Origin of the sequence: Streptomyces sp. CAU 1734 (assembly GCF_039888735.1) — a bacterium.
GTDB lineage: Bacteria > Actinomycetota > Actinomycetes > Streptomycetales > Streptomycetaceae > Streptomyces.
Genome location: NZ_JBDQQP010000008.1, coordinates 374,817 through 398,585 on the forward strand (window position 1 = coordinate 374,817; position 23,769 = coordinate 398,585).

At 72.0% G+C, this 23,769-nt stretch carries 20 protein-coding genes; 9 read left to right on the plus strand and 11 right to left on the minus strand.

Going from position 1 to position 23,769, the window contains the following annotated elements; genetic code table 11:
• The first annotated feature begins 5 nt into the window (after positions 1–5).
• Complete coding sequence (locus tag AAFN69_RS18055; protein WP_347729554.1) at positions 6–1,133, plus strand: aminopeptidase P family protein; 1,128 nt, start codon at positions 6–8, stop codon at positions 1,131–1,133.
• A 128-nt stretch (positions 1,134–1,261) separates the two neighbouring features.
• Here AAFN69_RS18055 and treZ read toward each other — a convergent pair whose 3' ends face one another.
• Both treZ and AAFN69_RS18065 read right to left on the minus strand, forming a co-directional pair.
• Positions 1,262–3,019, minus strand: a complete 1,758-nt coding sequence (gene treZ / locus AAFN69_RS18060; protein ID WP_347729555.1) for a malto-oligosyltrehalose trehalohydrolase — start codon at positions 3,017–3,019, stop codon at positions 1,262–1,264.
• A gap of 133 nt (positions 3,020–3,152) precedes the next feature.
• The gene (locus AAFN69_RS18065) at positions 3,153–4,088 is read right to left on the minus strand and encodes a GNAT family N-acetyltransferase (protein WP_347729556.1); all 936 of its coding nucleotides are present in this window, start codon (positions 4,086–4,088) and stop codon (positions 3,153–3,155) included.
• 269 nt (positions 4,089–4,357) lie between these two features.
• Here AAFN69_RS18065 and AAFN69_RS18070 point away from each other — a divergent pair, with 269 nt between their 5' ends.
• On the plus strand, positions 4,358–4,918 hold the full coding sequence (locus tag AAFN69_RS18070) for a DUF1707 and FHA domain-containing protein (RefSeq protein WP_347729557.1): 561 nt from the start codon (positions 4,358–4,360) through the stop codon (positions 4,916–4,918).
• Positions 4,919–5,025: 107 nt separating this feature from the next.
• On the opposite strand, the gene treY is transcribed toward AAFN69_RS18070, so the two are convergent.
• Together treY and glgX are read right to left on the minus strand one after the other, a co-directional pair.
• The gene (gene treY / locus AAFN69_RS18075) at positions 5,026–7,386 is read right to left on the minus strand and encodes a malto-oligosyltrehalose synthase (RefSeq protein ID WP_347729558.1); all 2,361 of its coding nucleotides are present in this window, start codon (positions 7,384–7,386) and stop codon (positions 5,026–5,028) included.
• A gap of 189 nt (positions 7,387–7,575) precedes the next feature.
• Positions 7,576–9,732 (minus strand): glycogen debranching protein GlgX, encoded by a 2,157-nt coding sequence (glgX, locus tag AAFN69_RS18080; RefSeq protein ID WP_347729559.1) that lies wholly within the window; start codon positions 9,730–9,732, stop codon positions 7,576–7,578.
• Between the two features lie 306 nt (positions 9,733–10,038).
• On the opposite strand from glgX, the gene AAFN69_RS18085 reads away from it, so the two are divergent.
• Positions 10,039–11,271: an SAV2148 family HEPN domain-containing protein gene (locus AAFN69_RS18085; protein WP_347729560.1), complete on the plus strand. Its 1,233-nt coding sequence runs from the start codon at positions 10,039–10,041 to the stop codon at positions 11,269–11,271.
• 73 nt (positions 11,272–11,344) lie between these two features.
• Positions 11,345–12,076: a 3'-5' exonuclease gene (locus AAFN69_RS18090; RefSeq protein WP_347729561.1), complete on the plus strand. Its 732-nt coding sequence runs from the start codon at positions 11,345–11,347 to the stop codon at positions 12,074–12,076.
• A 192-nt stretch (positions 12,077–12,268) separates the two neighbouring features.
• Here AAFN69_RS18090 and AAFN69_RS18095 read toward each other — a convergent pair whose 3' ends face one another.
• Positions 12,269–13,132: an aminoglycoside phosphotransferase family protein gene (locus AAFN69_RS18095; RefSeq protein ID WP_347729562.1), complete on the minus strand. Its 864-nt coding sequence runs from the start codon at positions 13,130–13,132 to the stop codon at positions 12,269–12,271.
• Positions 13,133–13,293: 161 nt separating this feature from the next.
• Between AAFN69_RS18095 and AAFN69_RS18100 the strand changes: the two genes are divergently transcribed.
• From AAFN69_RS18100 to AAFN69_RS18120, 5 genes are all read left to right on the plus strand, one after another.
• On the plus strand, positions 13,294–14,199 hold the full coding sequence (locus AAFN69_RS18100; protein WP_347729563.1) for a sugar ABC transporter permease: 906 nt from the start codon (positions 13,294–13,296) through the stop codon (positions 14,197–14,199).
• Positions 14,196–15,050 (plus strand): carbohydrate ABC transporter permease, encoded by an 855-nt coding sequence (locus AAFN69_RS18105; protein ID WP_347729564.1) that lies wholly within the window; start codon positions 14,196–14,198, stop codon positions 15,048–15,050. The genes AAFN69_RS18100 and AAFN69_RS18105 overlap by 4 nt, the downstream gene beginning before the upstream one ends.
• Positions 15,051–15,058: 8 nt before the next feature.
• Positions 15,059–16,363 (plus strand): extracellular solute-binding protein, encoded by a 1,305-nt coding sequence (locus AAFN69_RS18110; RefSeq protein WP_347729592.1) that lies wholly within the window; start codon positions 15,059–15,061, stop codon positions 16,361–16,363.
• 45 nt (positions 16,364–16,408) lie between these two features.
• Complete coding sequence (gene mgt, locus AAFN69_RS18115; RefSeq protein WP_347729565.1) at positions 16,409–17,605, plus strand: macrolide-inactivating glycosyltransferase; 1,197 nt, start codon at positions 16,409–16,411, stop codon at positions 17,603–17,605.
• A gap of 269 nt (positions 17,606–17,874) precedes the next feature.
• Positions 17,875–18,435 carry a DUF1697 domain-containing protein gene (locus AAFN69_RS18120; protein ID WP_347729566.1) on the plus strand — a complete coding sequence of 187 codons (561 nt, stop codon included), beginning with the start codon at positions 17,875–17,877 and terminating at the stop codon, positions 18,433–18,435.
• Positions 18,436–18,456: 21 nt separating this feature from the next.
• On the opposite strand, the gene AAFN69_RS18125 is transcribed toward AAFN69_RS18120, so the two are convergent.
• From AAFN69_RS18125 to AAFN69_RS18150, 6 genes are all read right to left on the minus strand, one after another.
• Positions 18,457–18,648, minus strand: a complete 192-nt coding sequence (locus tag AAFN69_RS18125; protein WP_347729567.1) for a DUF4236 domain-containing protein — start codon at positions 18,646–18,648, stop codon at positions 18,457–18,459.
• A 179-nt stretch (positions 18,649–18,827) separates the two neighbouring features.
• Complete coding sequence (locus tag AAFN69_RS18130) at positions 18,828–19,667, minus strand: CbiX/SirB N-terminal domain-containing protein (protein ID WP_347729568.1); 840 nt, start codon at positions 19,665–19,667, stop codon at positions 18,828–18,830.
• An 8-nt stretch (positions 19,668–19,675) separates the two neighbouring features.
• The gene (locus AAFN69_RS18135) at positions 19,676–20,569 is read right to left on the minus strand and encodes an ABC transporter permease (protein WP_347729569.1); all 894 of its coding nucleotides are present in this window, start codon (positions 20,567–20,569) and stop codon (positions 19,676–19,678) included.
• Positions 20,556–21,347 carry an ABC transporter ATP-binding protein gene (locus AAFN69_RS18140; RefSeq protein WP_347729570.1) on the minus strand — a complete coding sequence of 264 codons (792 nt, stop codon included), beginning with the start codon at positions 21,345–21,347 and terminating at the stop codon, positions 20,556–20,558. Before AAFN69_RS18140 ends, AAFN69_RS18135 begins: the two co-directional genes overlap by 14 nt.
• A 33-nt stretch (positions 21,348–21,380) precedes the next feature.
• On the minus strand, positions 21,381–22,490 hold the full coding sequence (locus AAFN69_RS18145) for an aliphatic sulfonate ABC transporter substrate-binding protein (RefSeq protein ID WP_347729571.1): 1,110 nt from the start codon (positions 22,488–22,490) through the stop codon (positions 21,381–21,383).
• A 243-nt stretch (positions 22,491–22,733) separates the two neighbouring features.
• On the minus strand, positions 22,734–23,769 hold a 1,036-nt coding region (locus AAFN69_RS18150), incomplete at its 5' end, for a GTP-binding protein (RefSeq protein ID WP_347729572.1).

Consider the following 23,769-nt stretch of genomic DNA (forward strand, 5'->3'; position numbering starts at 1 on the left):
AACCCATGCCCACACCACCCGCGCCCTTCACCGCCGACGACTACCGGGCCCGGATGGCCCGGGCCGCCGAGTCCGCCGCCGAAGCGGGACTCGCGGGCATCCTCATCGCCCCCGGCCCCGACCTGGTCCACCTCACCGGCTACCAGCCCCCCGCCGCCACCGAACGGCTCACCCTGCTGGTCCTCACCGCGGACCGGGACCCCGTCCTCGTCGTCCCCGCCCTGGAGGCCCCCGACGCGGAGCGGGCCCCCGGCGCCCCCGCGACGACCCTGCGGCCGTGGACGGACGGCAAGGACGACCCGTACGCCGTGACCGCGCCGCTCCTCACCGCGTCCGGCCGGTTCGCGGTCAGCGACAACACCTGGGCCCTGCACCTCCTCGGCGTCCAGCAGGCGCTCCCGTCCACCACGTACGCCGCCCTCACCGAGGCGCTTCCGATGCTGCGGGCGGTCAAGGACTCCCATGAACTGGAGCGCCTGGCCGCGGCGGGGGCGGCGGCCGACGCCGCCTACGAGGAGATCCTGAAGGTCCCCTTCGCCGGACGGAGGGAGACCGAGGTCGCCGCCGACCTCGCCGCCCTGCTCCGGCGCTTCGGCCACTCCCAGGTCGACTTCACGGTCGTCGGCTCCGGCCCCAACGGCGCCAACCCGCACCACGAGGCCGGGGACCGCACCATCGAACACGGCGACATGGTCGTGCTCGACTTCGGCGGCCTCAAGGACGGCTACGGCTCCGACACCACCCGCACCGTCCATGTGGGCGAGCCCACCCCCGCCGAACAGCACATTCACGACGTGGTGCGCGAGGCCCAGCAGGCCGGCTTCGAGGCGGCGCGCGCGGGTGTCCCCTGCGAGGAGGTGGACCGGGCGGCGCGCACGGTCATCACCGACGCGGGGTACGGAGACCTGTTCATCCACCGGACCGGGCACGGGATCGGGGTGACGACGCATGAGCCCCCCTACATGATCGAGGGGGAGACGCTGCCGCTGGTGCCGGGGATGTGTTTCTCGGTGGAGCCGGGGATCTATCTTCCCGGGCGGTTCGGTGTGCGGATCGAGGACATCGTGACGGTGACGGCGGAGGGGCCGCGCCGCCTGAACAACACGCCCCACGACCTGGCCGTGGTCACCTGACCCCTCCGGGCGGCGGGACGCTTGTTCCGCGCGGGTGGGGTGCCCCCGGGTGCGGGTGGGGTGCTCCTGCGGGGGCCGTTTCCCGTAACCGGGGCTCCGCCCCGGCGAGGACCCGCACCCCCGCAAGATCAGCCGCACTCCGTCAGGACCACGCACGACTCCCCACCCACCCGCACCACCCTCCCCCTCAGCTCCGCCTCCCCCCAGACCCCCCACACCCGCCCCGCAGCACCCCCACCCACCTCCACATCCACCGCACCACCCCCACCCCCCGACAGATTCACCACCACACACACCTCTCCCCGCCGGAGTGTCAGCCACCGCGCCGACTCGTCCCATGCCACACGGACCGACGTGAGGTCGGGGTCGAGGAGGTCGGGGTGGGTGCGGCGGAGGGTGATGAGGGCGCGGTGCCAGGTCAGCAGGCGGGCGTGCGGGGCGCGGAGGCGTTCGGCGCGGTCGAGGCAGGAGCGGGCGCGGGTCGCGGGGGACTGGGGGTCCGGGAGGTCCGCCGCCGGCCAGCCGTGGGCCGCGAACTCCCGCTTGCGGCCCTCGCGCACCGCCGTCGCGAGGGCGGGATCGGTGTGGTCGGTGAAGTACTGCCAGGGGGTGCGGGCGCCCCACTCCTCGCCCATGAAGAGCATGGGGGTGAAGGGCCCGGTCAGCACCAGGGCCGCCGCGCAGGCGAGGAGGCCGGGGGAGAGGGAGTGCGCCGGCCGGTCGCCGAGGGCGCGGTTGCCGACCTGGTCGTGGGTGAGGGAGTAGCCGAGGAAGCGGTGCGCGGGGGTGGCCGTGAGGTCGACGGGGCGCCCGTGGGTTCGGCCCCGGAAGGAGGAGTACGTGCCGTCGTGGAAGAAGACCCGGGTGAGCGTCTTGGCCAGGGCGGCCAGCGGCGCGGTCGCGAAATCCGCGTAGTACCCCTGTGCCTCACCGGTCAGCGCCGTGTGCAGCGCATGGTGGAAGTCGTCGTTCCACTGGGCGTGGACGCCGATGCCGCCGGCCTTGCGGGGGGTGGTGGTGCGCGGATCGCAGAGGTCCGACTCCGCGATCAGGAAGAGCGGGCGGCGCAGTTCGACGGAGAGCTTGTCCACCGCGCTGGTCAGCTCCTCGAGGAAGGTCAGCGCCCGGCCGTCCGCGAGCGCGTGCACCGCGTCGAGCCGCAGCCCGTCCAGCCGGAACTCCCGCAGCCAGCGCAGGGCGCTGCCCAGCAGATGGGCCCGCACCTCGTCGGAGCCGGGCGCGTCGAGGTTGACCGCGGCTCCCCAGGGTGTGTGGTGGGTGTCGGTGAAGTAGGGGCCGAAGGCGCGCAGATGGTTGCCGGAGGGGCCGAGGTGGTTGTGGACCACGTCCAGGATCACACCGAGACCGTGCGCATGTGCCGTGTCGACAAAGCGTTTCAGTGCCGCGGGTCCGCCATAGGGCTCGTGGACCGCCCAGAGCGAGACACCGTCGTAGCCCCAGCCGTGCACTCCGGGAAAGGGGCAGAGCGGCATCAGCTCGACATGGGTGACGCCCAGCTCGGCGAGTTCGCCGAGGTGTCCGGCGGCCGAGTCCAGGGTGCCCTCGGCGGTGTACGTGCCGATGTGCAGCTCGTACACCACCGCGCCGCGCAGCGGCAGGCCCGGCCACTCGTGCCGCCAGGAATGAGTGTCGGGGAGCGCCACCGCGCTCGGCCCGTCCGGGCCGAGCGGCTGGCGGCGGGAGCGGGGGTCGGGCAGGACCGGCCCCCCGTCGAGCCGGAAGCCGTACCGCGCGCCCTCCCCGGCCGCGGCCTCCGCGCTCCACCAGCCGGCCCGTTCCGGCACCGGGGCCATCGGGTGTTCCGTACCGTCCAGCCAGAGCGCGACCCGTTCTCCGGCCCGGGGGGCCCACACCTCGAACAGCACCGGCGACCTCCTCGTCACGGGAGCCCGGCCGTCCGGACCCCCGGAGGTCATCCTGGCAATGAACGCGGTACGGAACGGGTGTCCCGCGCCGCGGGGGGTGCCCGGGAGAGCCCATGGACACCCCCGTGACCCGTCAGCCGGCGGAACCGCCGGGCACCGGCGCAACCGGAACCGGCGGCACCGGCACCGGAACGAGATGGATGCGCTCCTGCACGATCGGGTGCCCGGCCCGGGCGAAGTTCGCCGCCATGGGGAAGTTGCCCTGGTCGGTGGCGCCCGCGACGAATTCCGCGCCCTGTTCGGCCAGTACCCGGGTGCACTCCACCAGCAGGTCGTACGCGTAGCCGTGCCCGCGCTGCCCGGGCACGACCCCGATGAAGCCGATGCACGGTCCCGCCGGGTTGTGCGCCGGGATGTGCAGTCCGACCAGCTCACCGCCGGGGGTGTAGGCGAGCTGCCACCACTCGCGCGGTGACGGGCACCAGTGGAAGAACTCCAGTTCCTCGCGGGCGGCCCGGTCGAGCCCGTCCTCGGCGATGGCGAGCAGCGCATGCGCGTCGAGGGTGCCCGAGTGCACCCGGCGCAGTACGGAGAGGATCACCTCGTCGTCGGGTTCGGGCCGGAAGACCAGCCGCCCCGGGCGCTCGGGCAGCCCGCAGTCGGGTGTCCACCGGTACTGGTAGCGCTCCACCAGCAGCTCCATCCCGGCGGCCTTCGCGGCCCGCAGCCGGGCCTCGCCGGCCGCGGCGGTCACCGGATCCGCCCGCCAGTCCTTCGGCAGGATCAGCTGGTACTCGGCCCGATGGGGCGAGGTGCGCAGCAGCTCGGCGCCCGCCTCCTCCTCGCCGTCGGCGAAGTCGAACCAGTTCACATTGACGGGGCGCTCGTCATCGGGCGCGCCCCACCAGGCGGCCCGCGCCACGACCACGCCGTCGCGCAGGGCGACCCGCTTCCAGTCGGGCCGGTGGGTGACCCGGGAGAGGGCCTGTCCGACGCCGAGGGGGTCGGGAAGGGTGTCGAAGAGATGTGCGTCGCGCTCGGTGAGCGCGCGGATGACCAGATCGGTCATGGGAGAGTCCTCCGGAGAAGCGGTGAAAGCGCTCCCGGTCAGACTGCGGACGCCGGGCGGACGGGGCGGGAGCGCGGGAACGATGTGGTGAACACGGCACTCGCCTCCTCTCCGTCACTTCAGGCGTTGATCATCACCATAGACGGCAGCTCCGGAACCGTCCAGCCGATTTCCCGCGGCCCCCCGGAGCGGGCCGGCGGGCCGCGGGCCGCCGGCGGGAGCCGGTTCTCATTCTGGACAGGGTCAATCCCCGGCCCGACAATCACAGAGTGACATCGTCCTTCGAATTCCCCGCGCACCCCGCTCCGGCCCGGCTCTCCGACGCCGAGCGGGATCGGTTCGTCGGTTTGCTGAGAGAGGGAGCGGCCGAGGGGAAGCTGTCACACGACACCTTTCTGCGCCGGATGGAGCTGGCTCTCGTCGCCCGCAGCCAGGGCGAGTTGCGGGCACTCACCGCCGATCTGGACACGGCGGCGCCGGGCGGCCTCTCGCAGCGGCTGGTCGGCGCGGTGGGCGGGGTCTCCGCCTTCGTCGTACGCCTCCGGCGCGCCTGGCACACCCAGAAGCTGCCGCCACTGCTGCTGCCCGAGCCCGATCCCTTCCCGCTGCGGATCGGCCGCGACCCCAACAACGGGCTGCGGCTGAGCCATGACACCGTCTCGCGCCACCACGCCGAGCTGAGCATGCGCAACGGAGTCTGGATCCTCCGCGATCTCGGCTCCACCAACGGCACCACCGTCAACGGCCGCCGGGTGACCGGGTCGGTACCGGTCCAGGAGGGCGACATGGTCGGCTTCGGCCAGATGTGGTTCCGGCTGACCTCCCGCTGACCGCGATGCGGTGACCGGCCGTCATATGACCGAACCACATGGACCGGCCGCCCGTCGCCGAAACGCGTCGACCCACCGTCATCCGGTCGAAGCACGGTGATCGAGGGTCAGGGCGACTGACGCACCCGTCCCAGCAGCGCCACCGGCCGGTCCGCGAAGAGCTCCGCCAGCCGTACGGGAGTCCCGCCCGCCCCCTCCCGGCCTTCCCCTTCCCCCTGCCCCTCCGCGAGCAGATCCGCCCAGCGCCCCTCCGGCAGCACCAGCTCCGTCTCCCGCCAGCCGCCCGCCCGCTCCAGCCGCAGCGACAGCCGGGTGACGGCCACGACCGCCTCTCCCGTACGGCAGTACGCCACACAGTGGTCGGCGGCCGGTCCGCCCGCCCGCAGCGGCACATAGGTCCCCGACTCGCCGAAGACGGCCGGCCGCTCCCGGCGCAGTGCGAGCGCCGCCCGGGTCAGCGCCGTCTTCTCGTCCGGCGGGCCCTCCTCGAACGGCCGCCGGTTGTCCGGGTCGACCAGGGCGAGATACTCCCGCTCCGTCCCCTGGTAGAGATCCGGCACGCCCGGCATCGTCAGATGGAGCAGCGCCGCCCCGAGGGTGTTGGCCCGCGCCCACGGAGCCAGTTCACGGGCGAACCGGGCCATCGAGTACAGCGGCGGCCCGGCCGGCCCGGCGGCCACGAAGTCGGCGACGGCCTTCTCGTACACCTGGTCCGGCTCCGTCCAGCTGGTGTGCAGCGCCGCCTCCCGCACCGCCTTGAGCAGCGCCGCGCGCAGCCGGTCCCCGTAGGGGAAACCGAATCCGGCCGCCGTCTGCCAGGCCACCCACGCCACATGGGGATCGGGCGCCCGCCCGCCGTCCTGGAGTTCCGCCTCGGCGGTGACCCGGGTGATGAATTCGGCCCACTCGCCCGGGCACTCGGAGAGCACCGCGATCCTGGCCCGGACATCCGCGCTGCGCTTGGTGTCATGGGTGGTCAGCACGGTTCCGCCGGAGGGCCAGTCCCGGGCCAGCCGTTCCCCGTAGGCATGGAACTCGGCCGGGCCGACCGCCGGCCTGGCCGGATCGCCGCCGACCTCGTTCGCGCTGATCAGCGGCGTGTAGCGGTAGAAGGCCGTGTCCTCGACGGCCTTGGCGCGCAGCGCGGACGCCGTCTGGGCGAACCGGGCGCGGAAGGCGTCGCGGCTGGGGCTCTCGCCGAGCCTGCCGAGGGCCAGATCCCGTACGACATCGACCGCCGCGGCCTCCTCCGGGACCGGGAACGCCGCCTTGGCGCCCGCCGCCGCCCGTACGGTGAGCACCTCGTCGCCGCCGATGCGGTACGGGCGGTAGACCGGCACCCGCACCAGCAGTTCGCGCACGGCGGTCCGCAGCGCCCAGGGGGCGTGGTCGCGCAGCGCCGGATCCCCGGCGCAGACCCGCTCGGCGAGCCGGGTGAGCGCGGCCGTCTCGGCGGCCAGCTCATGGGTGACGACCCGGTACGCGGCCCGGCGCACCGTCGCGTCCCAGAAGCCGCCCCGGTCCCCGGCCTGGCCGGTGTACTCCCGGTAGTGATGGGCGAGTTCGGCCGCTCCCGACGGGTCGGTGAAGAGTCCGTCGATCCGGTGGAGCGCGTCATAGCCGGTGGTGCCGGCGACCGGCCAGCCGGGCGGCAGCCGCTCCTCGCCGGTGAGGATCTTCTCGACCACCGTCCAGCAGGCACCGCCGACCGCCTCGTCCAGCCGCCGCAGATAGGTCTCCGGGTCGGCGAGCCCGTCCGGGTGGTCGACCCGCAGTCCGTCCGCCACCCCGTCCCGCACCAGCTCGATGATCTTGGCGTGGGTGGCGGCGAAGACCTCCGGGTCCTCCACCCGCACCCCGATCAGATCGGAGATGGTGAAGAACCGCCGGTAGGTGAGCTCGGTACGGGCCAGCCGCCACCAGCCGAGCCGGTACCACTGGCCGTCCAGCAGCTCCGGCAGCGGCACCCCGTCGCCCCGGGAGCGGAGCGGGAAGCTCTGCTCGCCGTAGCGCAGGACATCGCCGTCCACCCGCATCGCATGCAGTTCGTCCCCGATCCGGCCGCCGAGCACCGGCAGCAGCACCTTGCCGCCGCCCGCCTCCCAGTCGATGTCGAACCAGCGGGCGTACGGCGACGACGGCCCCTCGCGCAGCACCTCCCGGAAGGCGTGGTTGTGGCGGGGGTGGGCGGCCATGTGATTTGGGACGATGTCCAGCACCAGTCCCAGCCCGTGCTCCCGGGCCGTGCCGGCGAGTGCCCGCAGCCCCTCCTCGCCGCCCAGCTCCTCCCGGACCCGGGTCGGATCGGTGACGTCATAGCCGTGGGCGGATCCCGGTACGGCCTCCAGCACGGGGGAGAGATGGAGGTGCGAGACACCGAGTCCGGCGAGGTACGGCACCGCTGCCGCCGCCGCGGCGAAGGGGAAGGCGGGCTGGAGCTGGAGCCGGTAGGTGGCGGTGGGCTTCATGGTGGCGTTCGTACCCGCCCTGAGGGCATCTCTGTCATGGAATCGGCCGCCGATCGGGTGAGAGCCGCCCCGCGCCCGGCCGTACGCGCCCCGCGCGCCCCCGCCCGCGCGGGGGCGCCGCCCCGGTGCCGGCCGGCCTCACCGGGGCGCCGGGCGGGTCCGCCGCCCCGCTCGGCACTCCTCCGCCGGTCAGGGGTACCGCCGGAGGACCGTCATGCTCCGGGCGGGCATGCGCAGCCGCTCACCGGCCGTCACCGAAGGGCCCCCGCCCGGCGGGACGCCCTGCGCGGCGGCCGTGTCCACCACCAGCCGCCAGCGCCGCCCGTGATGGGCCGGCACCGCGAAATCCAGCTCGTCCGCTCCCGCGTTGAACATCAGCAGAAAGGAATCGTCAATGATCCGTTCGCCGCGCGGGCCGGGCTCCGAGATGGCCTGTCCGTTGAGGAAGACGGAGAGCGCGCCCGGCCGGGCCGCCTGCCAGTCCCTCGGGGTCATCTCCCTGCCCTCGGGGGTGAACCAGGCGATGTCGGCCGGCTCGTCGGGGGAGCCCTCGGCCGGGCGGCCCCGGAAGAAGCGGCGGCGGCGGAAGACCGGGTGGTCGCGGCGGAGCCAGACCATCGCCCGGGTGAATTCGAGCAGCGACTGCCGGGCCCCGTCCCCCGCCGCGGAGCCGTCGTCCGGGTCCGGGGGCCCGGAGCCGTCCGGCCAGCGCACCCAGGACACCTCGTTGTCCTGGCAGTACGCGTTGTTGTTGCCGCTCTGGCTGCGCCCGAACTCGTCCCCGTGGCTGAGCATCGGAACGCCCTGCGACAGCATCAGGGTCGCGATGAAATTCCGGGTCTGGCGCTCCCGCACCGCCAGCACCGCCGGATCGTCCGTCTCGCCCTCCGCCCCGCAGTTCCACGACCGGTTGTCGCTCTCGCCGTCGCGATTGCCCTCCCCGTTGGCCGCGTTGTGCTTCTCGTCGTACGAGACCAGATCGCGCAGGGTGAACCCGTCGTGGCAGGTGACGAAGTTGATCGAGGCCAGCGGGCGCCGGCCGTCGTCCTGGTAGAGATCGGACGATCCGGTCAGCCGGGAGGCGAACTGCGCGAGGGTGCGCGGCTCGCCCCGCCACAGATCCCGCACCGTGTCCCGGTACTTGCCGTTCCACTCCGTCCACAGCGGCGGGAAGTTCCCCACCTGGTAGCCGCCCTCGCCCACGTCCCACGGCTCGGCGATCAGCTTCACCTGGCTGACCACCGGGTCCTGCTGCACCAGATCGAAGAACGAGGAGAGCCGGTCCACCTCGTGGAACTGCCGGGCGAGTGTCGCCGCCAGATCGAAGCGGAAGCCGTCGACATGCATCTCCGTCACCCAGTACCGCAGCGAGTCCATGATCAGCTGGAGGACGTGCGGGCTGCGCATCAGCAGTGAGTTCCCGGTCCCGGTGGTGTCCGTGTAATGCCGGCGGTCCTCGGCGAGCCGGTAGTAGGAGCGGTTGTCCAGACCGCGGAAGGAGAGGGTCGGACCGAGGTGGTTCCCCTCCGCGGTGTGGTTGTAGACCACATCGAGAATGACCTCGATGCCCGCCTGGTGCAGCGCCCGCACCGCGTGCTTGAACTCCAGCACCTGCTCGCCCCGGTCGCCCCAGGAGGCGTAGGCGTTGTGCGGGGCGAAGAATCCGATGGTGTTGTAACCCCAGTAATTGCTCAGCCCGGCGTCCACCAGCCGGTGATCGTCGACGAACTGATGCACCGGCATTAATTCCAGCGTGGTGACGCCCAGCTCCGTCAGATGCGAGATCACCGCCGGATGCGCCAGCCCCGCATAGGTCCCCCGCAGCTCCGGCGGCAGCTCCGGGTGGCGCATCGTCAGACCCTTCACATGGGCCTCGTAGATCACCGTGCGGTGATAGTCCGTCCGGGGTGAGCGGTCGTCACCCCAGTCGAAGTACGGATTCACCACCACCGACGCCATGGTGTGCGGCGCAGAGTCCAGGTCATTGCGCGAATCGGGCCGGCCGAAGTGGTAGCCGTACACCGACTCGCCCCAGGTCACCCGTCCGCTCATGGCCCGGGCGTACGGATCGAGCAGCAGCTTCGCCGAGTTGCAGCGCTGTCCCCGCTCGGGCGCGTACGGGCCGTGCACCCGGAATCCGTACCGCTGACCCGGCATCACCCCCGGCAGATAGGCGTGGCGGACGAAGGCGTCCGTCTCGCGCAGCTCGACCGCCGTCTCCGAACCGTCGTCGTGCAGCAGGGCGAGCTCGATGCGCCGGGCCGCCTCGGAGAAGACCGCGAAATTGGTGCCGGCGCCGTCGTAGGTGGCACCGAGAGGGTAGGCCCGTCCCGGCCAGACCTGCATGGATGACTCATCCCCTTCCGATCCGGACGCTGAGGGACAGATGGGCCGGATCCCCACCGAAAGTATCGCGGCGGCGCCCCGGCGGCGGTGGACGACGCGGGTCAACATCGGGTTCCTTCATCCCCCCACCGCCCGCGGCGCGTCCGTTTGGCTATGAATCAGCTCACTCCGCGCGATCCGGCCAGCGGGAACCCGGCTGAGGGGCGGCGGAGTTGGGAAGGGACCCCGGCGATCGGGCTGCACCGCGTCCCGCAGGCGGAGTAGTCTTCCTTGATCGTTGGGTGGGGGACGGGAAGGCGGTACGCGGTGGGCTCTGGAGGTCTGGAGCTACCCCCCGGTGACATCGGTCACGAGGGGGACTCCGGCGGCATTCCGCCCGGTGCGGTCTCGCTCGCCAGACCGATGGAGATCGGGGCGGAACTGGACTGGGACGCGGACGCCTGGAGCGAAGTGCGTACGCGCGCACAACGCGCCGGACGCGCGTACATCTGGCTGAACCTGGTCGAACAGCGGCTCCGCGCGGTGGTCGCCGCCGTGCTGCGCCCGATCTATGAACCGGTGCACGGCGACGACTGGGTGGTGGCCGCCGCCGGACCGGCGGGGCAGGAGTGGGTGCAGCGCGCCGTGGCGGTGCGCGAGGTCTCGCGCCGCAAGGGGTATCTGCTGGACCCCGCCGACGACAATGTGCTCTCCTTCCTCACCCTGCCCCAGCTGCGCGAGCTGATGGTGCAGCACTGGCCGTGTTTCGAGCCGTACTTCGACGACCGGCGCGATGTGGAGCTGGCCCTCGACGAGCTGGAGGTCACCCGCAATGTGGTCTCCCGCAACCGCGCGCTGAACGAGGCGGTGCTCGCCCAGGCCGAGCGGGCGTCCGCCCGGCTGCTGGAGATCCTGGGCAGCGGGGCGGGGGTGCCCTCCGCCGACCGGCTGCCGGTGGACGCCGTCGAGGATCTGGTGGGCGACCGGTACGCGGATGTGGTCTCGGTCCATCCCGACCGGGTCCGGCTCCAGCGCATGCTCCCGGCCGAGGACCTCTTCGGCGGCGCGCGCCGGGTCGACGCCGTCGGCATCGGGCTCAATCTGCTGGTGCAGAACTTCTCCGGCCGGCGGCTGGTCCGGCTGGCCGAGTCCGGGTGCCGGGTCCGGCTGCTCTTCCTCAACCCGGCCAGCAGCGCGGTCAAGCGCCGCGAGCGCGAGCTGGGCATCCGCAAGGGTGAACTGAGCCGCACCGTGGAGATGAACATCCTCCACATGCGCCGGGTGCGGTCCCGGCTGCGGGATCCGGGGGCCTTCGAGATCCAGGTCTTCGACGAGACGCCCCGCTTCACCGCCTATCTGGTCGACGGCGACGGCCCCGACGGGCTGGCCGTCGTCCAGACCTACCTGCGCAAGGCCCGGGGCATGGAGGCCCCGGTGCTCGTACTCCGGGGCGGTGGCCGCTCGGTCGTCCGCGCCGGCGCGGAGGGCGAACACGGGCTGTTCCAGACATACCGGGAGGAATTCGAGTCGGTATGGGCCGACTCCCGTCCTGTTTCCTGAGTTGTCAGTGGCGCGTGGCAGGGTGGGAACCACTGGGGGAGAGCACCACAGCAGCATGGAGGAGGGGGCCGTCATGGCTTGGCACGGGGAACCACTGGTCGGGTTCGATCTGGAGACCACGGGCACGGATCCGCTGGAGGCCCGCATCGTGACGGCCGCCGTCATACGGGTCGAGGCGGGCGATCCGGGCCATGGCGGGTATCGCCGCGGCTGGCTGGCCGACCCGGGGGTGCACATCCCCGAGCAGGCGTCCGCGATCCACGGCATCAGCAGCGAGCGGGCGCGCACGGAGGGCCGGCCGGCACCGGAGGTCGCCGACGAGATCGCCGCGGAGTTGACCGGCCACTGGTCGCGCGGTGTCCCGGTGGTGGCGTACAACGCCTCCTTCGATCTGTCGCTGCTCTCCGCCGAGCTGCGGCGGTACGGCCTCCCGTCGCTCGGCGACCGGCTGGGCGGCCGGGCCATCGGCCCGGTGATCGATCCGTACACCATCGACCGGGCCGTCGACCGGTACCGCAAGGGCAAGCGCACCCTGGAGGCCGTCTGCGCGGAGTACGGCGTCCCGCTCGGCACCGCCCACGACGCGGGCTCGGACGCGCTGGCGGCGGTCCTGGTGGCCCGCGCGGTGGCCGAGCGGCATCCCTCGGTGGCGGCGCTCGACCCGGCGCGCCTCCATGAGTCCCAGGTGCGCTGGTACGCGGAGTGGGCCAAGAGCTTCCAGGCGTTTCTGCGGAAGAAGGGGAACACGGACGCGGTGGTGGACGCCGACTGGCCGCTCCGGCAGCCGGCCCCGGTCGACGCCTGAGCCCCGCGCCGACGGCGGAAGCCGGGCCCGGGGCGGCCCGGCTGTCCCGGGCCGCCGGCAGCGGGCGCGGAGGGGGAGACGTCCCGCCACCGTGCCGGGGAAGCCGCCACCCGGCGCCGGACGGAGGCGTACGCCCCGGCCGCCGGCCCGCCGTCGGTGCCCGCCCGGCATCGGCGCGGGGTCACCCGGCGCTCAGAAGGGGTACCACCGCACCTCGTGCGCGCCGTCGCGCAGAGAGGCCACCCGGCGGGCGAACTCCTCCCCGGCCCGGGGATTGGCCGGGGCATGCTGGGCCACCCAGGCACAGCTCGCCGTCTCCCGGGCGCCGCGCAGCACCTCGCAGCCCTCCCACTCCCGCACATCCCACCCGTACACCTCGGTGAAGGCGTCATACGCCTCGGGTGCCAGGCCGTACCGGTCCCGGGAGAGGGCCAGGACCACCAGATCGTGCTCCCGCAGATCCGAGGAGAAGGTCTCCAGATCCACCAGCACCGGACCGCCGGGGCCGATGTGCACATTGCGCGGCAGCGCGTCGCCGTGGATCGGGCCCGCCGGCAGCCGGGGCGTCAGCGCCGCCGCCGCCTCCTCGAAGCCGTCGCGGCGGGCGCGCAGAAACTCCGCGTCCGCCGGGTCGATCGCCTCGCCCGCCAGCCGCAGCCACCGCTCCACCCCGCCCAGCAGCTCCCGCCGGGGGAGCGGGAAATCGGGCGCGGGCAGGGCGTGCACCAGCCGCAGCAGTGCTGCCAGATCGGCGGGTTCCGGCGGGCGCACCGCGTCCGGGAGGCGGTGCCAGAAGGTCACCGGCACCCCGTCCACCAGCCGCGCGGCAGGCTCGGCCGGACGCACCGCCGGCACCCCGGCCCGCTCCAGCCAGACCCCCACCGCCACCTCGCGCTCGGCCCGGTCCAGCAGTTCGGCCGACCGGCCGACCTTGACGACCGTCCCGCCCGCCGCGAAGACCGCGTTCTCGCCGAGCGCCAGCAGCTCCGCCCCGTCCGCCTCCCCCGGCCGCAGCCCCGCCGCGCGGAGCACCTCCCGGGCACGTGTCTCGTCCATCGCCGCGCCTCGCCCCTTTCCATCCCGCTCTCACCAGTACGAATCCGCCAAAGTCTGCCATCCGGCCACGGCCTCCTTGACGAACGGACGGCCCGTCAGCACCATGACGGGGACCACCAGGACAGTCAGACCATCAGAAAGCACTCCTGAGGAGTCGAACTGTGGCAAAGGCGACCGCGCCACCGCGGTCCGGAAGGCATCCGGACCATGGGGCCTGGTTCCTCGTCCTCCCCGCCCTGATCCCGATCCTGGTGCTCAGCGTCGGGCCGCTGCTCTACGGAATCTCCCTCGCCTTCACCGACTCCCAGGCCGGCCGGACCGAACCCACCCAGTGGATCGGCCTTCTCAACTTCCGCGATCTCGCCCACGACACCCTGTTCCTGGACTCCTTCGGCATCGGCCTGGTGTGGGCCGTCGGGGTCACCGTCCCGCAGTTTCTGCTCGCCCTCGGCCTGGCGCTGCTGCTCAACCAGCGGCTGCGGCTGCGCTGGCTCGCCCGGGCCCTGGCGATCATCCCGTGGGCGATGCCCGAGGTGGTCGTCGGCATCATGTGGCGGCTGGTCTACAACCCCGACGCCGGGATCCTCAATGAGACCCTGCGCACCCTCGGCCTCGGTGACGGCCGCGACTGGCTCACCGATCTCGCCACCGCACTGCCCGCGGTGATCCTGGTCGGCATCTGGGCCGGGATGCCGCAGACCACCGTGGCGCTGCTGGCCGGGCTCCAGAACACCCCGCGCGAGCTCCACGAGGCCGCCGCCATCGACGGCGCGGGCGCCTGGCGCCGCTTCCGCACCGTCACCTGGCCGGCCCTGAAACCCGTCGCGCTCGCCATCACCGCCCTCAATTTCATCTGGAACTTCAACGCCTTCGCCCTGGTGTACGTCCTCACCAACGGCGGACCCGGCGGAAGAACCCGGCTGCCCATGCTCTTCGCGTACGAGGAAGCCTTCCGGTACGGACAGTTCGGCTACGCCGCCGCCATGAGCTGTGTGATGGTCGCGGTGATCTCGGTACTGCTCGCCGTGTATCTGGTGGGGCGGCTCAAGGGAGGCGACGACCAGTGACCCCCGCGAGCCGGGCGGCGGCGGCGAGACGAGCGGGCCGGGCCGGGCAGTACCTCGCCCTCCTCTGCTATCTGGTCTTTCTCGCCTTTCCGCTGCTGTGGCTGATCTCCACCTCCTTCAAACCCGCCCGGGAGCTCGCCTCCCTCCACCCCACCTGGATCCCCGGGAATCCGACCCTCGCCAACTTCCGCCAGGCGTTCGAGGAACAGCCCCTGCTCCAGGCCGCCGCCAACAGCCTGATCGCCGCCGTCTGCGCGGCAGTGATCTGTGTGGTGATCGCGACCCCGATGGCATATGTCATCGCCCGCCGGCGCTCCCGGCTCGCCACCGCGGCCACCGGCTGGGTGGTGATCAGCCAGGCGTTCCCCTTTGTGCTGGTGATCATCCCGCTCTTTCTGATCCTCAAGAACCTGCGGCTGATCAACACGCTCTCCGGGCTGATCCTGGTCTATGTGGTCTGGGCGCTGCCCTTCGCGCTCTGGATGCTCGCCGGATATGTCCGGGCCGTACCGCGCGAACTGGAGGAGGCGGCGGCGGTCGACGGCGCCGGCCGGCTGCGGACCCTGGTCTCGGTGGTCGCCCCGCTGCTGGCCCCGGGCATCGCCGCCACCGCGCTCTTCGCCTTCATCACGGCCTGGAATGAATTCTTCTTCGCCCTCGTCCTGCTCAAGACACCGGAGAAACAGACGCTGCCCGTGGTGCTGACCCACTTCCTCGGCGCCGAGGGCGTCGCCGATCTCGGACCGCTCGCCGCCGCCGCGTTCCTGGCCACGATCCCCTCGCTCATCATCTTCGCGATCATCCAGAAGCGGATCACCGGCGGCATGCTGACAGGGGCGGTGAAGGCGTGAGGAGCGGAATCCGGGCCCGGTGCACCCGTCTGCCGGCGGTGGCCGCCGTACTGGCCCTGCTGCTCACCGGCTGTGCGGGCGGCGGCGAGAGCTCCGACGGCCGGATCCGGCTCACCTTCCAGTCGCTGGCCTGGCAGAAGGAGTCGGTGGACGCCAACAAGGAGCTGGTACGGGAGTGGAACGCCCGTCATCCCGGCGTCCGGGTCGAGTACGTCCAGGGCAGCTGGGACAGCGTCCACGATCAGCTGCTGACTTCCTTCGAGGGCGGCGAGGCGCCCGACATCATTCATGACGCCTCCGACGACCTCGCGGACTTCGCCCACGGCGGCTACCTCGCCGATCTGCGCGGACTCCTCTCCGAGCGGCTGCGCTCCGACATCCCGGCGCGGAGCTGGGAGACGACCACCTTCGGCGCGGACGGCGGGATCTACGGGGTGCCCTTCCTCCAGGAGCCCCGGGTCCTGATCGCCAACCGCGCGATCCTGGAGTCCTCCGGGGTCCGGATCCCGACCCCGGAACACCCCTGGAGCTGGCCGGAGTTCCGGGCCGTCGCCAAGACCCTGACGGCCGCCATGGGCCAGGGGAAGTACGCGGTCGCCTGGCCGCTCAAGGAGCCGGTCTCGGTCACCCTCAACCTCGGCCTCTCGGCCGGCGGGCGGCTCTTCCACCGGGGGGCCGACTCCAGGGTCGCCATCCGCTTCACCCGGGGGGACGAGGTCGTCCCGGGGACCATTCACGACCAGGTCAACACCGACCGGACCGCCTCCCGCTCCACCCTCGGCTCCGGCGGGTCCGACGCGCTGCCCGGTCTCTTCGGCGGAAAGTACGCCATGGTCCCGCTCGGCTTCGCCTACCGGCAGCAGATCGCCCAGCAGGCCCCCGAGGGCTTCGAGTGGACGGTGCTGCCCGCGCCCGCCGGAGCGGACGGGCCGGTGCAGGGGGTCAGCCCGCAGACCCTGTCGATCGCCCGGGACAGCCGGCACAAGAAGGAGGCGGCCCGGTTCATCGACTTCCTTCTCCGGCCGGAGAACATGGTGCGCCTCGCCCGGGGCGACTGGATGCTGCCCACCGGCACCCGGGCCCTGGCGGACCCCTCGCTGCGGACCGCGGAGGACGGCTGGGCGGTCGGCGCGGCGCTCGCCGAGGGGCTGCGGCCGGCGCCCGCCCAGTCGGTGCGGGGCTACCCGGAGTGGAAGGACAAGGTGGCGACCCCGGCGTACCAGGAGTACTACGCCGGTGCGATCGACGCCGGTGAACTGGAGAAACGGCTGGTCAGGGACGGGAATCGGGTACTGGCCCGCTATCAGCGCTGATCTATTCGGCTTGCACGATACGGTTCGTCTCGCTAGCTTGGCGGTATGACATCCCACCGGTCCGCCCATATCGCCATGTTCTCCATCGCCGCGCCCGGCCATGTGAACCCCAGCCTCGAGGTCATCAGGGAGCTGGTGGCGCGCGGGCACCGGGTCAGCTACGCCATCCCGGCCTCCTTCGCCGACCGGGTCGCCGCCGCCGGGGCCGTGCCCGTGGTCTACGACTCCACCCTGCCGACCGGTGACGACCCGGACGCGTGGGGCACCGAGCTGATCGACAACATCGAGCCCTTCCTCCGCGACGCCATGCAGGTACTGCCCCAGCTGGCGGCGGCGTTCGAGGGCGATGAACCCGATCTCGTCATCCATGACATCACCTCCTATCCGGCACCGGTCCTCGCCCATCGGTGGGGTGTGCCGGCCGTCTCGCTCTCCCCCAATCTGGTCGCCTGGGAGGGGTACGAGGAGGAGGTGGCCGAACCTCTCTTCCGGGAGCTCAAGGCATCCGAGCGCGGCCGTGCGTACTACGCGCGCTTCCGGTCCTGGCTCGGGGAGAACGGACTGGACCCGGATCCCGACCGTTTCCAGGGCAGGCCCCGGCGGTCGGTCGTACTGATCCCGCGAGCGCTCCAGCCCCATGCGGACCGGGTGGACCCGGCGGTGTACACCTTTGTGGGCGCCTGTCAGGGGGAGCGCGCCGACCAGGGGGAGTGGGAGCCCCCGGCCGGTACGGAGAAGGTGCTGCTGGTCTCGCTCGGCTCCAGCTTCACCAAGCAGCCGGCCTTCTACCGCGAGTGCGTGAAGGCGTTCGGCGACCTGCCCGGCTGGCACACCGTGCTCCAGATCGGCCGTCATGTGGACGAGTCCGAGCTGGGCGATGTGCCGCCCTCGGTGGAGGTCCGCGACTGGGTGCCCCAGCTCGCCATTCTCCGGCGGGCGGACGCCTTCATCACCCACGCGGGCGCGGGCGGCAGCCAGGAGGGACTGGCCACGGCGACCCCGATGATCGCGGTCCCGCAGGCGGTGGACCAGTTCGGCAACGCCGACATGCTGGTCTCCCTCGGTGTGGCCCGCCGGATGGACTCCCTGACGGCCACGGCCCGGGAGCTGCGCACGGCCGTGCTGGAGCTGACCGCCGATCCGGCGGTGGCCCGGCGGCTGGAGTCGGTCCGGCAGGAGATGGCGGGGGAGGGCGGCACCGCGATGGCCGCCGACCTGATCGAGGCGGAGCTCCCGCGCTGACATCCCCCGCGGAGGCGTGCCGCGCGGCCCCGGACCCCGGGCCCGGAAGGGCACCCGGCCCCGGGTCCGTCCGCCGCCGCGTCCCGATGTCCGGCTCCGTCCCGTCCGGCTCCGTCCCGTCCCGCTCCGTCCCGGCCCGGGAGGGCGGCGGTGCCGGTCGCGACTCCGGCCGGTGCCGCCCGGAGACGCGGCGCCCCCGGCCCGCACATCATCGAGGCGCGCCCGGGTCGACCGCCCGCGCCGGCCGGGACGATCTACCCTGAACCCCCATGACGACGAGATACGCGGCACTGCTGCGCGGTGTCAATGTGGGCGGCCACAAGAAGGTCCCCATGGCGGCGCTCCGCGAAGTCCTGGGGGAGCTGGGGTTCGGCGAGGTCAGCACCCACCTTCAGAGCGGCAATGCCGCCTTCAGCCATGAGCCCGCCGACGAGGCCGCCCTCGCGGCGGAGCTGGAGGCGGCCATCGAACGGCGGTTCGGCTTCCGGGTCGACTGTCTCGTCCGCGACGGACGGTATCTCCGCGCGGTCGTCGACGACTGCCCGTTCCCGGCCGCCGGTCTGGAGCCCCGGCAGCTCCATGTCACCTACTTCTCGGAGCCGGTCGCCCCCGAACGCTTCGCCGCCCTCGCTCCGGCGGACTTCGCGCCCGAGGAGTTCCGGCTCGGGGCACGGGCGCTCTATCTGTACGCGCCCGACGGACTCGGCCGCTCCAAGCTGGGCGCGGCGCTGGCCCGGCCCGCCCTGAACAAGGGCCTGGTCGCCACCACCCGCAACTGGAACACCGTCGTCAGGCTCGCCGAACTGACCGCCCCCGGCCGGCCCGGCTGAACCGCGCCCGGGCGGGACCGGTCAGCGTCGGTGGGAGTGGCGCCGCCAGCTGAAACCCCCGGGCAGACGGACCGCGGCGCTGCGGCGCCCGTGGTTGTCCCGGGTGATGTGTGCCCTGCGGGTGCCGAAGGTCCAGGACCAGCCGCGCGAGCTGATGTTCAGATGCAGCACCCTGGGAATCACGGTGATCCGTTTGTGGTAGTGAAACGACATAAGGGCCTCCTTTCCTCGATGGTGCGCGATACGCGCCCCGTATCCGTCACCGTAAGGCCACGGATCTGTCACCGGGGACGGTTCACCGCCGGAAGGAACCCGGTGCCGGAACGCCGGAAGCCCGGCCGGGTGGTGGAAACCACCCGGCCGGGCAGCCGGACCCGAGGAGTCCGTACGCGTCAGGCCGGAACTCCGATCCGCAGCCCCGTGACGCCCCCCGCCGCCGGGACCCCGGTCGCTCCGGCGAACCGCAGCCGTACCGCCTCCGCGGATGTGCGGAGGGCCGCCTCGTCGTACCGGTCCAGCAGCAGCCGGGCCAGTTCGGGAGCCGGTCCCAGCACATCCGCCAGGACATCCGCGTCCCGCGCGCCCTCCGCGATCCGGTCCGGCAGCCGCCCGGGAGCGATGACGAAGGGCGCCACCGCCACCCGCGCACAGCCTTCCGCCCGCAGCAGGCGCACCGCGTCACCGGTGCGCGGAATACCCCCGGGCACGATGGCGGAGGCGAACGCAGGCCGCACGGAACACCAACCGGTGTGCCGCAGCTCCCGCGCCATATCTGCGATCACTGCGATCGCCTCCGGGTCTGTGGAGCCCGCCGAGGCCAGTACCAGCCCCGTCGAGCGCTTGTCCGCCTCCCGTACGCCGGCCTCCCGCAGCCGCCGGTCCACCGCCGCGAGCAGCAGTGGATCGGGGCCGAGCACCTCGGCCTGCCGGATCCGCAGCCCCGGGAGCCGCGCCGAGGCGTCGGCGAGCACCGCGGGGATGTCGGACTTGGCGTGGAAGGCCCGGGTGAGGAGCAGCGGAAGCGCCACCACATCGGTGATGCCGTCCGCCGCCTCCGCCGCGAGCCGTTCCAGCACCCTCGTCACCGAGGGCGCGTTGAAGTCGAGGAACCCCGTCTCCACGCGCAGCCCCGGCCGCAGCGACCGGACCCGGCGAAGGAGGGCGTGGACGGTCGCGGCGTGCCGCGGATCGCGGCTGCCGTGGGCGACGACGAGGAGAACGGGAGGACGCATCGCGGTACTCAGTTCTTGACGAGCAGACCGCGGCCGCGCAGAACCGCGCGCTCCAGCGGGCTGAAGATGAGCAGATCGATGGCGATACCGACGATCAGGATCAGCAGAATCGCCAGGAAGACACCGGGCATGTCGGAGTTGTTGCGGCCGTTCTCCAGCAACTGGCCGAGACCGAGCCCCAGATCGGGCGACGAGGCGATGATCTCCGCCGCCATCAGGGAGCGCCAGGAGAAGGCCCAGCCCTGCTTGAGACCGGCCACATAGCCGGGCAGCGCGGCCGGCATCACGATGAACCAGGTGCCCTTGAGCCCCGTGGCGCCCAGGGTCCGCCCCGCCCGCAGAAAGAGCGGCGGGACCTGGTCGACACCGGAGACCAGCCCATTGGCGATGGACGGCACGGCGCCCAGCAGGATCACCGCATACATCATCTGGTTGTTCAGCCCGAGCCAGATCACCGCCGGCGGGACCCAGGCCACCGACGGCAGCGACTGGAGACCGGAGAGGATCGGCCCGATCGCCGCCCGGACGAACTTCACCCGGGCCACCAGCAGCCCCAGCGGCGTACCGATGGCGAGCGCCAGCAGGAAGCCGAGCAGACCGCGCGAGACGCTGGTCCACACCACCTCCAGCAGGGTGCCCTTCAGCCACAGGGCGGAGACGCTGTCCCACACCGCGGTGGGCGCGGGCAGACTGCCCTCGTCGGTGACCTTCGCCCAGACCAGGATCTGCCAGACGGCCAGCACCAGTGCCACCGCCGCGAGCGGCGGCAGCACCTTCTTGAGCAGGACCTCGCGCACCGGGGTGCGGTGCGACTGGATCGCGTCCAGCGCGTCCAGTCCCGCCTCCAGCCCGGCCAGGTCGTCGTTCTTGACGGCCTTCGGGGTGGTGTCAGTGCTGGCCATGTCGGCGGATCTCCCCACGCAGTTCTTCAGTGATCTCGATCGACAGCTCCGCCACGGCGGCGTCCTCGATCCGGCGCGGCTGCTCGATGCCGACCGTCCATTCCCGGGCGATCCGGCCCGGCCGGGAGGAGAGCAGGACCACCCGCTCCGCGAGCCGTACCGCCTCGCGGACGTTGTGGGTGACGAAGAGCACCGACACCCGGGTCTCCCGCCAGATCCGGGTCAGCTCGTCGTGCAGGACATCCCGGGTGATGGCGTCCAGCGCCGCGAACGGCTCGTCCATCAGCAGCAGTTGACTGTCCTGGGCCAGCGCCCTGGCCAGGGCGACCCGCTGCCGCATACCGCCGGACAGCTCGTGCACCCGCTTTCCGTACGAGCCGGTGAGGCGGACCAGTTCGAGCAGCCGCTCGGCCTCGGTGCGCCGCTCGTTCTTCGCGACTCCGCGCAGCCGCAGGGCGAGCTCGATGTTCTTGCCCGCGGTCAGCCACGGGAAGAGCGCGTGTTCCTGGAACATCAGGGCGGGCCGCCCACCGGGGGTCTCGATCGACCCCGCGGTGGGCTTGTCCAGGCCCGCCACCAGATTGAGCAGAGTGGACTTTCCGCAGCCGGAGGCCCCCAGGAGCGTGACGAACTCGCCCGGCGCGACATCGAGTGTGATGTCGTCCAGCACGAGCTGCCGGCCCGCGGGTCCGGTGAAGGACTTCGAGACATGCTCGATTCGGGCGGCGTGCCCGGCCGTCGTTCGCTCCTCGGCCTGGTCCTTGGTGAGGGTGGTCATGGTCGTCACCTCTTGGGGATCGTGGCTGCGGGCTTACTTGACGCCGAGACCGGCGTCGGAGACCTCGGGCTTGCCGTCCGCCGCGAGGATCTTGTTCAGCGACTTCAGGTCGTAGATCCCCTTGAGGTCCGGCTCCTCCAGCAGCCCGGCCTTCACCGCGTAACCGGCCTGGGTCTGGAGGGTGGACGCCAGCGGGTCATCGGTGAACTGGATCGACGGCCAGGCCAGGTTGAGGATGTCGGCCGGCAGTTCCTTGCCGGTGAGCGCCTTCAGCTTGGCGTTGGCGGAGAGCTTGGCCTGCTCCGGGTTGGCGTTGATCCAGGCGTTGGTCTTCACGGAGCCGCGCACCACGGCCTCGACCACATCGGCGTGTTCCTTGAGGAACTTCTGCGACACGATGATGTGGGTGATGACGAACTTGTTGTCGGGCCAGATCGTCGCCTCGTCCAGCAGCACCTTGGCACCCTGGCTCACCAGCCGGGACGCGACCGGCTCCGGCACCCAGGCGCCGTCGATGGAGCCGGACTTGTAGGCGTCCGGGGTGATCTTGTTGTCGGTGCGGACGACGGAGACATCGCCCTTGCCGCTCTGGGCGTCGGTCTTCCAGCCCTTCTCGGCTATCCAGTTGAGGAAGGCCACGTCCTGGGTGTTGCCCAGCTGCGGGGTGGCGATCTTCTTGCCCTTGAGATCGTCCAGCGTCTTGATCTTCTTGGGGTTGACGACCAGCTTCACGCCACCGGAGGCGGAGCCGGCCACGATCCGCAGGTTCTTCCCCTTGGACTTGGTGAAGCCGTTGATCGCGGGGGAGGGGCCGATGAAGCCGATGTCGATCGCGCCGGCGTTCAGCGCCTCGATCTCGGAGGGGCCGGCGTTGAAGGTGGTCGACTTGATCTGGGTGCCGCCCAGTTCCTTCTGGAGGATGCCCTCCTGCTCACCGACGAGGGCGGTGGCGTGGGTCAGATTGGGGAAGTAGCCCACCTTCACCGTGTCGGCGGAGAGCTTCTTCCCCTTGGCGGCTACTGCGGCCTTGTCGTCCTTCTCGGAGTCCGAGCCATAGCCGCACGAGGCCAGGGCGCCGATCAGAAGCGGCAGGGCGGCCGCCGCGGTGACACCGCGGCGGAGGGTGATACGGGTGGCAGACACGGGAGGGTTTCCTCTCGGAGGCTCCGGCGATCGCGCCCATGGTCTCGTCCATGGGAGAGCGCGGCCGGAACAATGGCGGTTCTCTGTCTTCGTCTGTGGTGCTGGTGGTGCCAGTGGTGCTCTCGGGTTAGCGCGTCCATGGAGTTCATCGGACACATCGGGCAACACCCCCCGATCCGGCGCCGAGGGTGCCGCTGCCCACACGGCCGCCCTCCTTCGCGAAGGAAGCGAACACATCGCTCATCAGAAATCCCATTCGGTGTCGTCGGCCGCCGGGGCGGCCTTGGCGTCGCTCGCGAAGGAGTCGCCCGCCATACCCGCCGCCAGCGTGGTGCCGTCGGCCGGGTCGATCAGGAGGAAGGAGCCGGTGCGCCGGGAATCGGCGTACGCGTCGAGCGCCAGCGGCTCCGCGGTGCGCACCGTGACCAGGCCGATGTCATTGGCGACGAGCCGGCCGGGCTCCGGGTGCTGGGAGAGATCGGTCAGGGTGAGCCGGGACGGTATCGCCTTGACGATCGCCTTGACGGTGCGGGTGGTGTGCTTGAGCAGCACCCGCTGGCCCACGGTGAGCGGCTCGTCGGCGACATGGCAGACCGTCGCCTCGACGTCTTGCGTGGTCGCGGGGGCGTCCCCGGACGGCACGATCAGATCGCCGCGCGAGATGTCGATGTCGTCGGAGAGCAGCAGGGTCACCGACTGCGGGGTCCAGGCGATGTCCACCGGCTTGCCGAGCAGATCGATCCCGGCGATCGTCGTCGTCCGGCCCGAGGGGAGGACGGTCACCGGCTCGCCGACCCGGAAGGTGCCCGCGGCGATCTGGCCCGCGTACCCCCGGTAGTCGGGGAGCTCGGCGGTCTGCGGCCGGATCACGTACTGGACCGGCAGCCGGGCGTGGCAGCTGGTCAGATCGTGGCTGACCGGCACCGTCTCCAGGTGTTCCAGGACGGTGGGGCCGCCGTACCAGTCCATGTGGGCGGAGGGTTCGACGACGTTGTCGCCGGCGAGGGCGGAGATGGGGATCGCGGTGATCTCCGGTACGCCCAGCTCGCGGGCGTAGGTGGTGAATTCCTCGGCGATGGCGGCGAAGACCGGCTCCGCGTACTCGACCAGGTCCATTTTGTTGACCGCCAGCACCACATGTGGCACTCGCAGCAGCGCGGCGATGGCGGCGTGGCGGCGGGTCTGTTCGACCACTCCGTTGCGGGCGTCGACGAGGACGACGGTCAGCTCGGCGGTGGAGGCGCCGGTGACCATGTTGCGGGTGTACTGCACGTGTCCG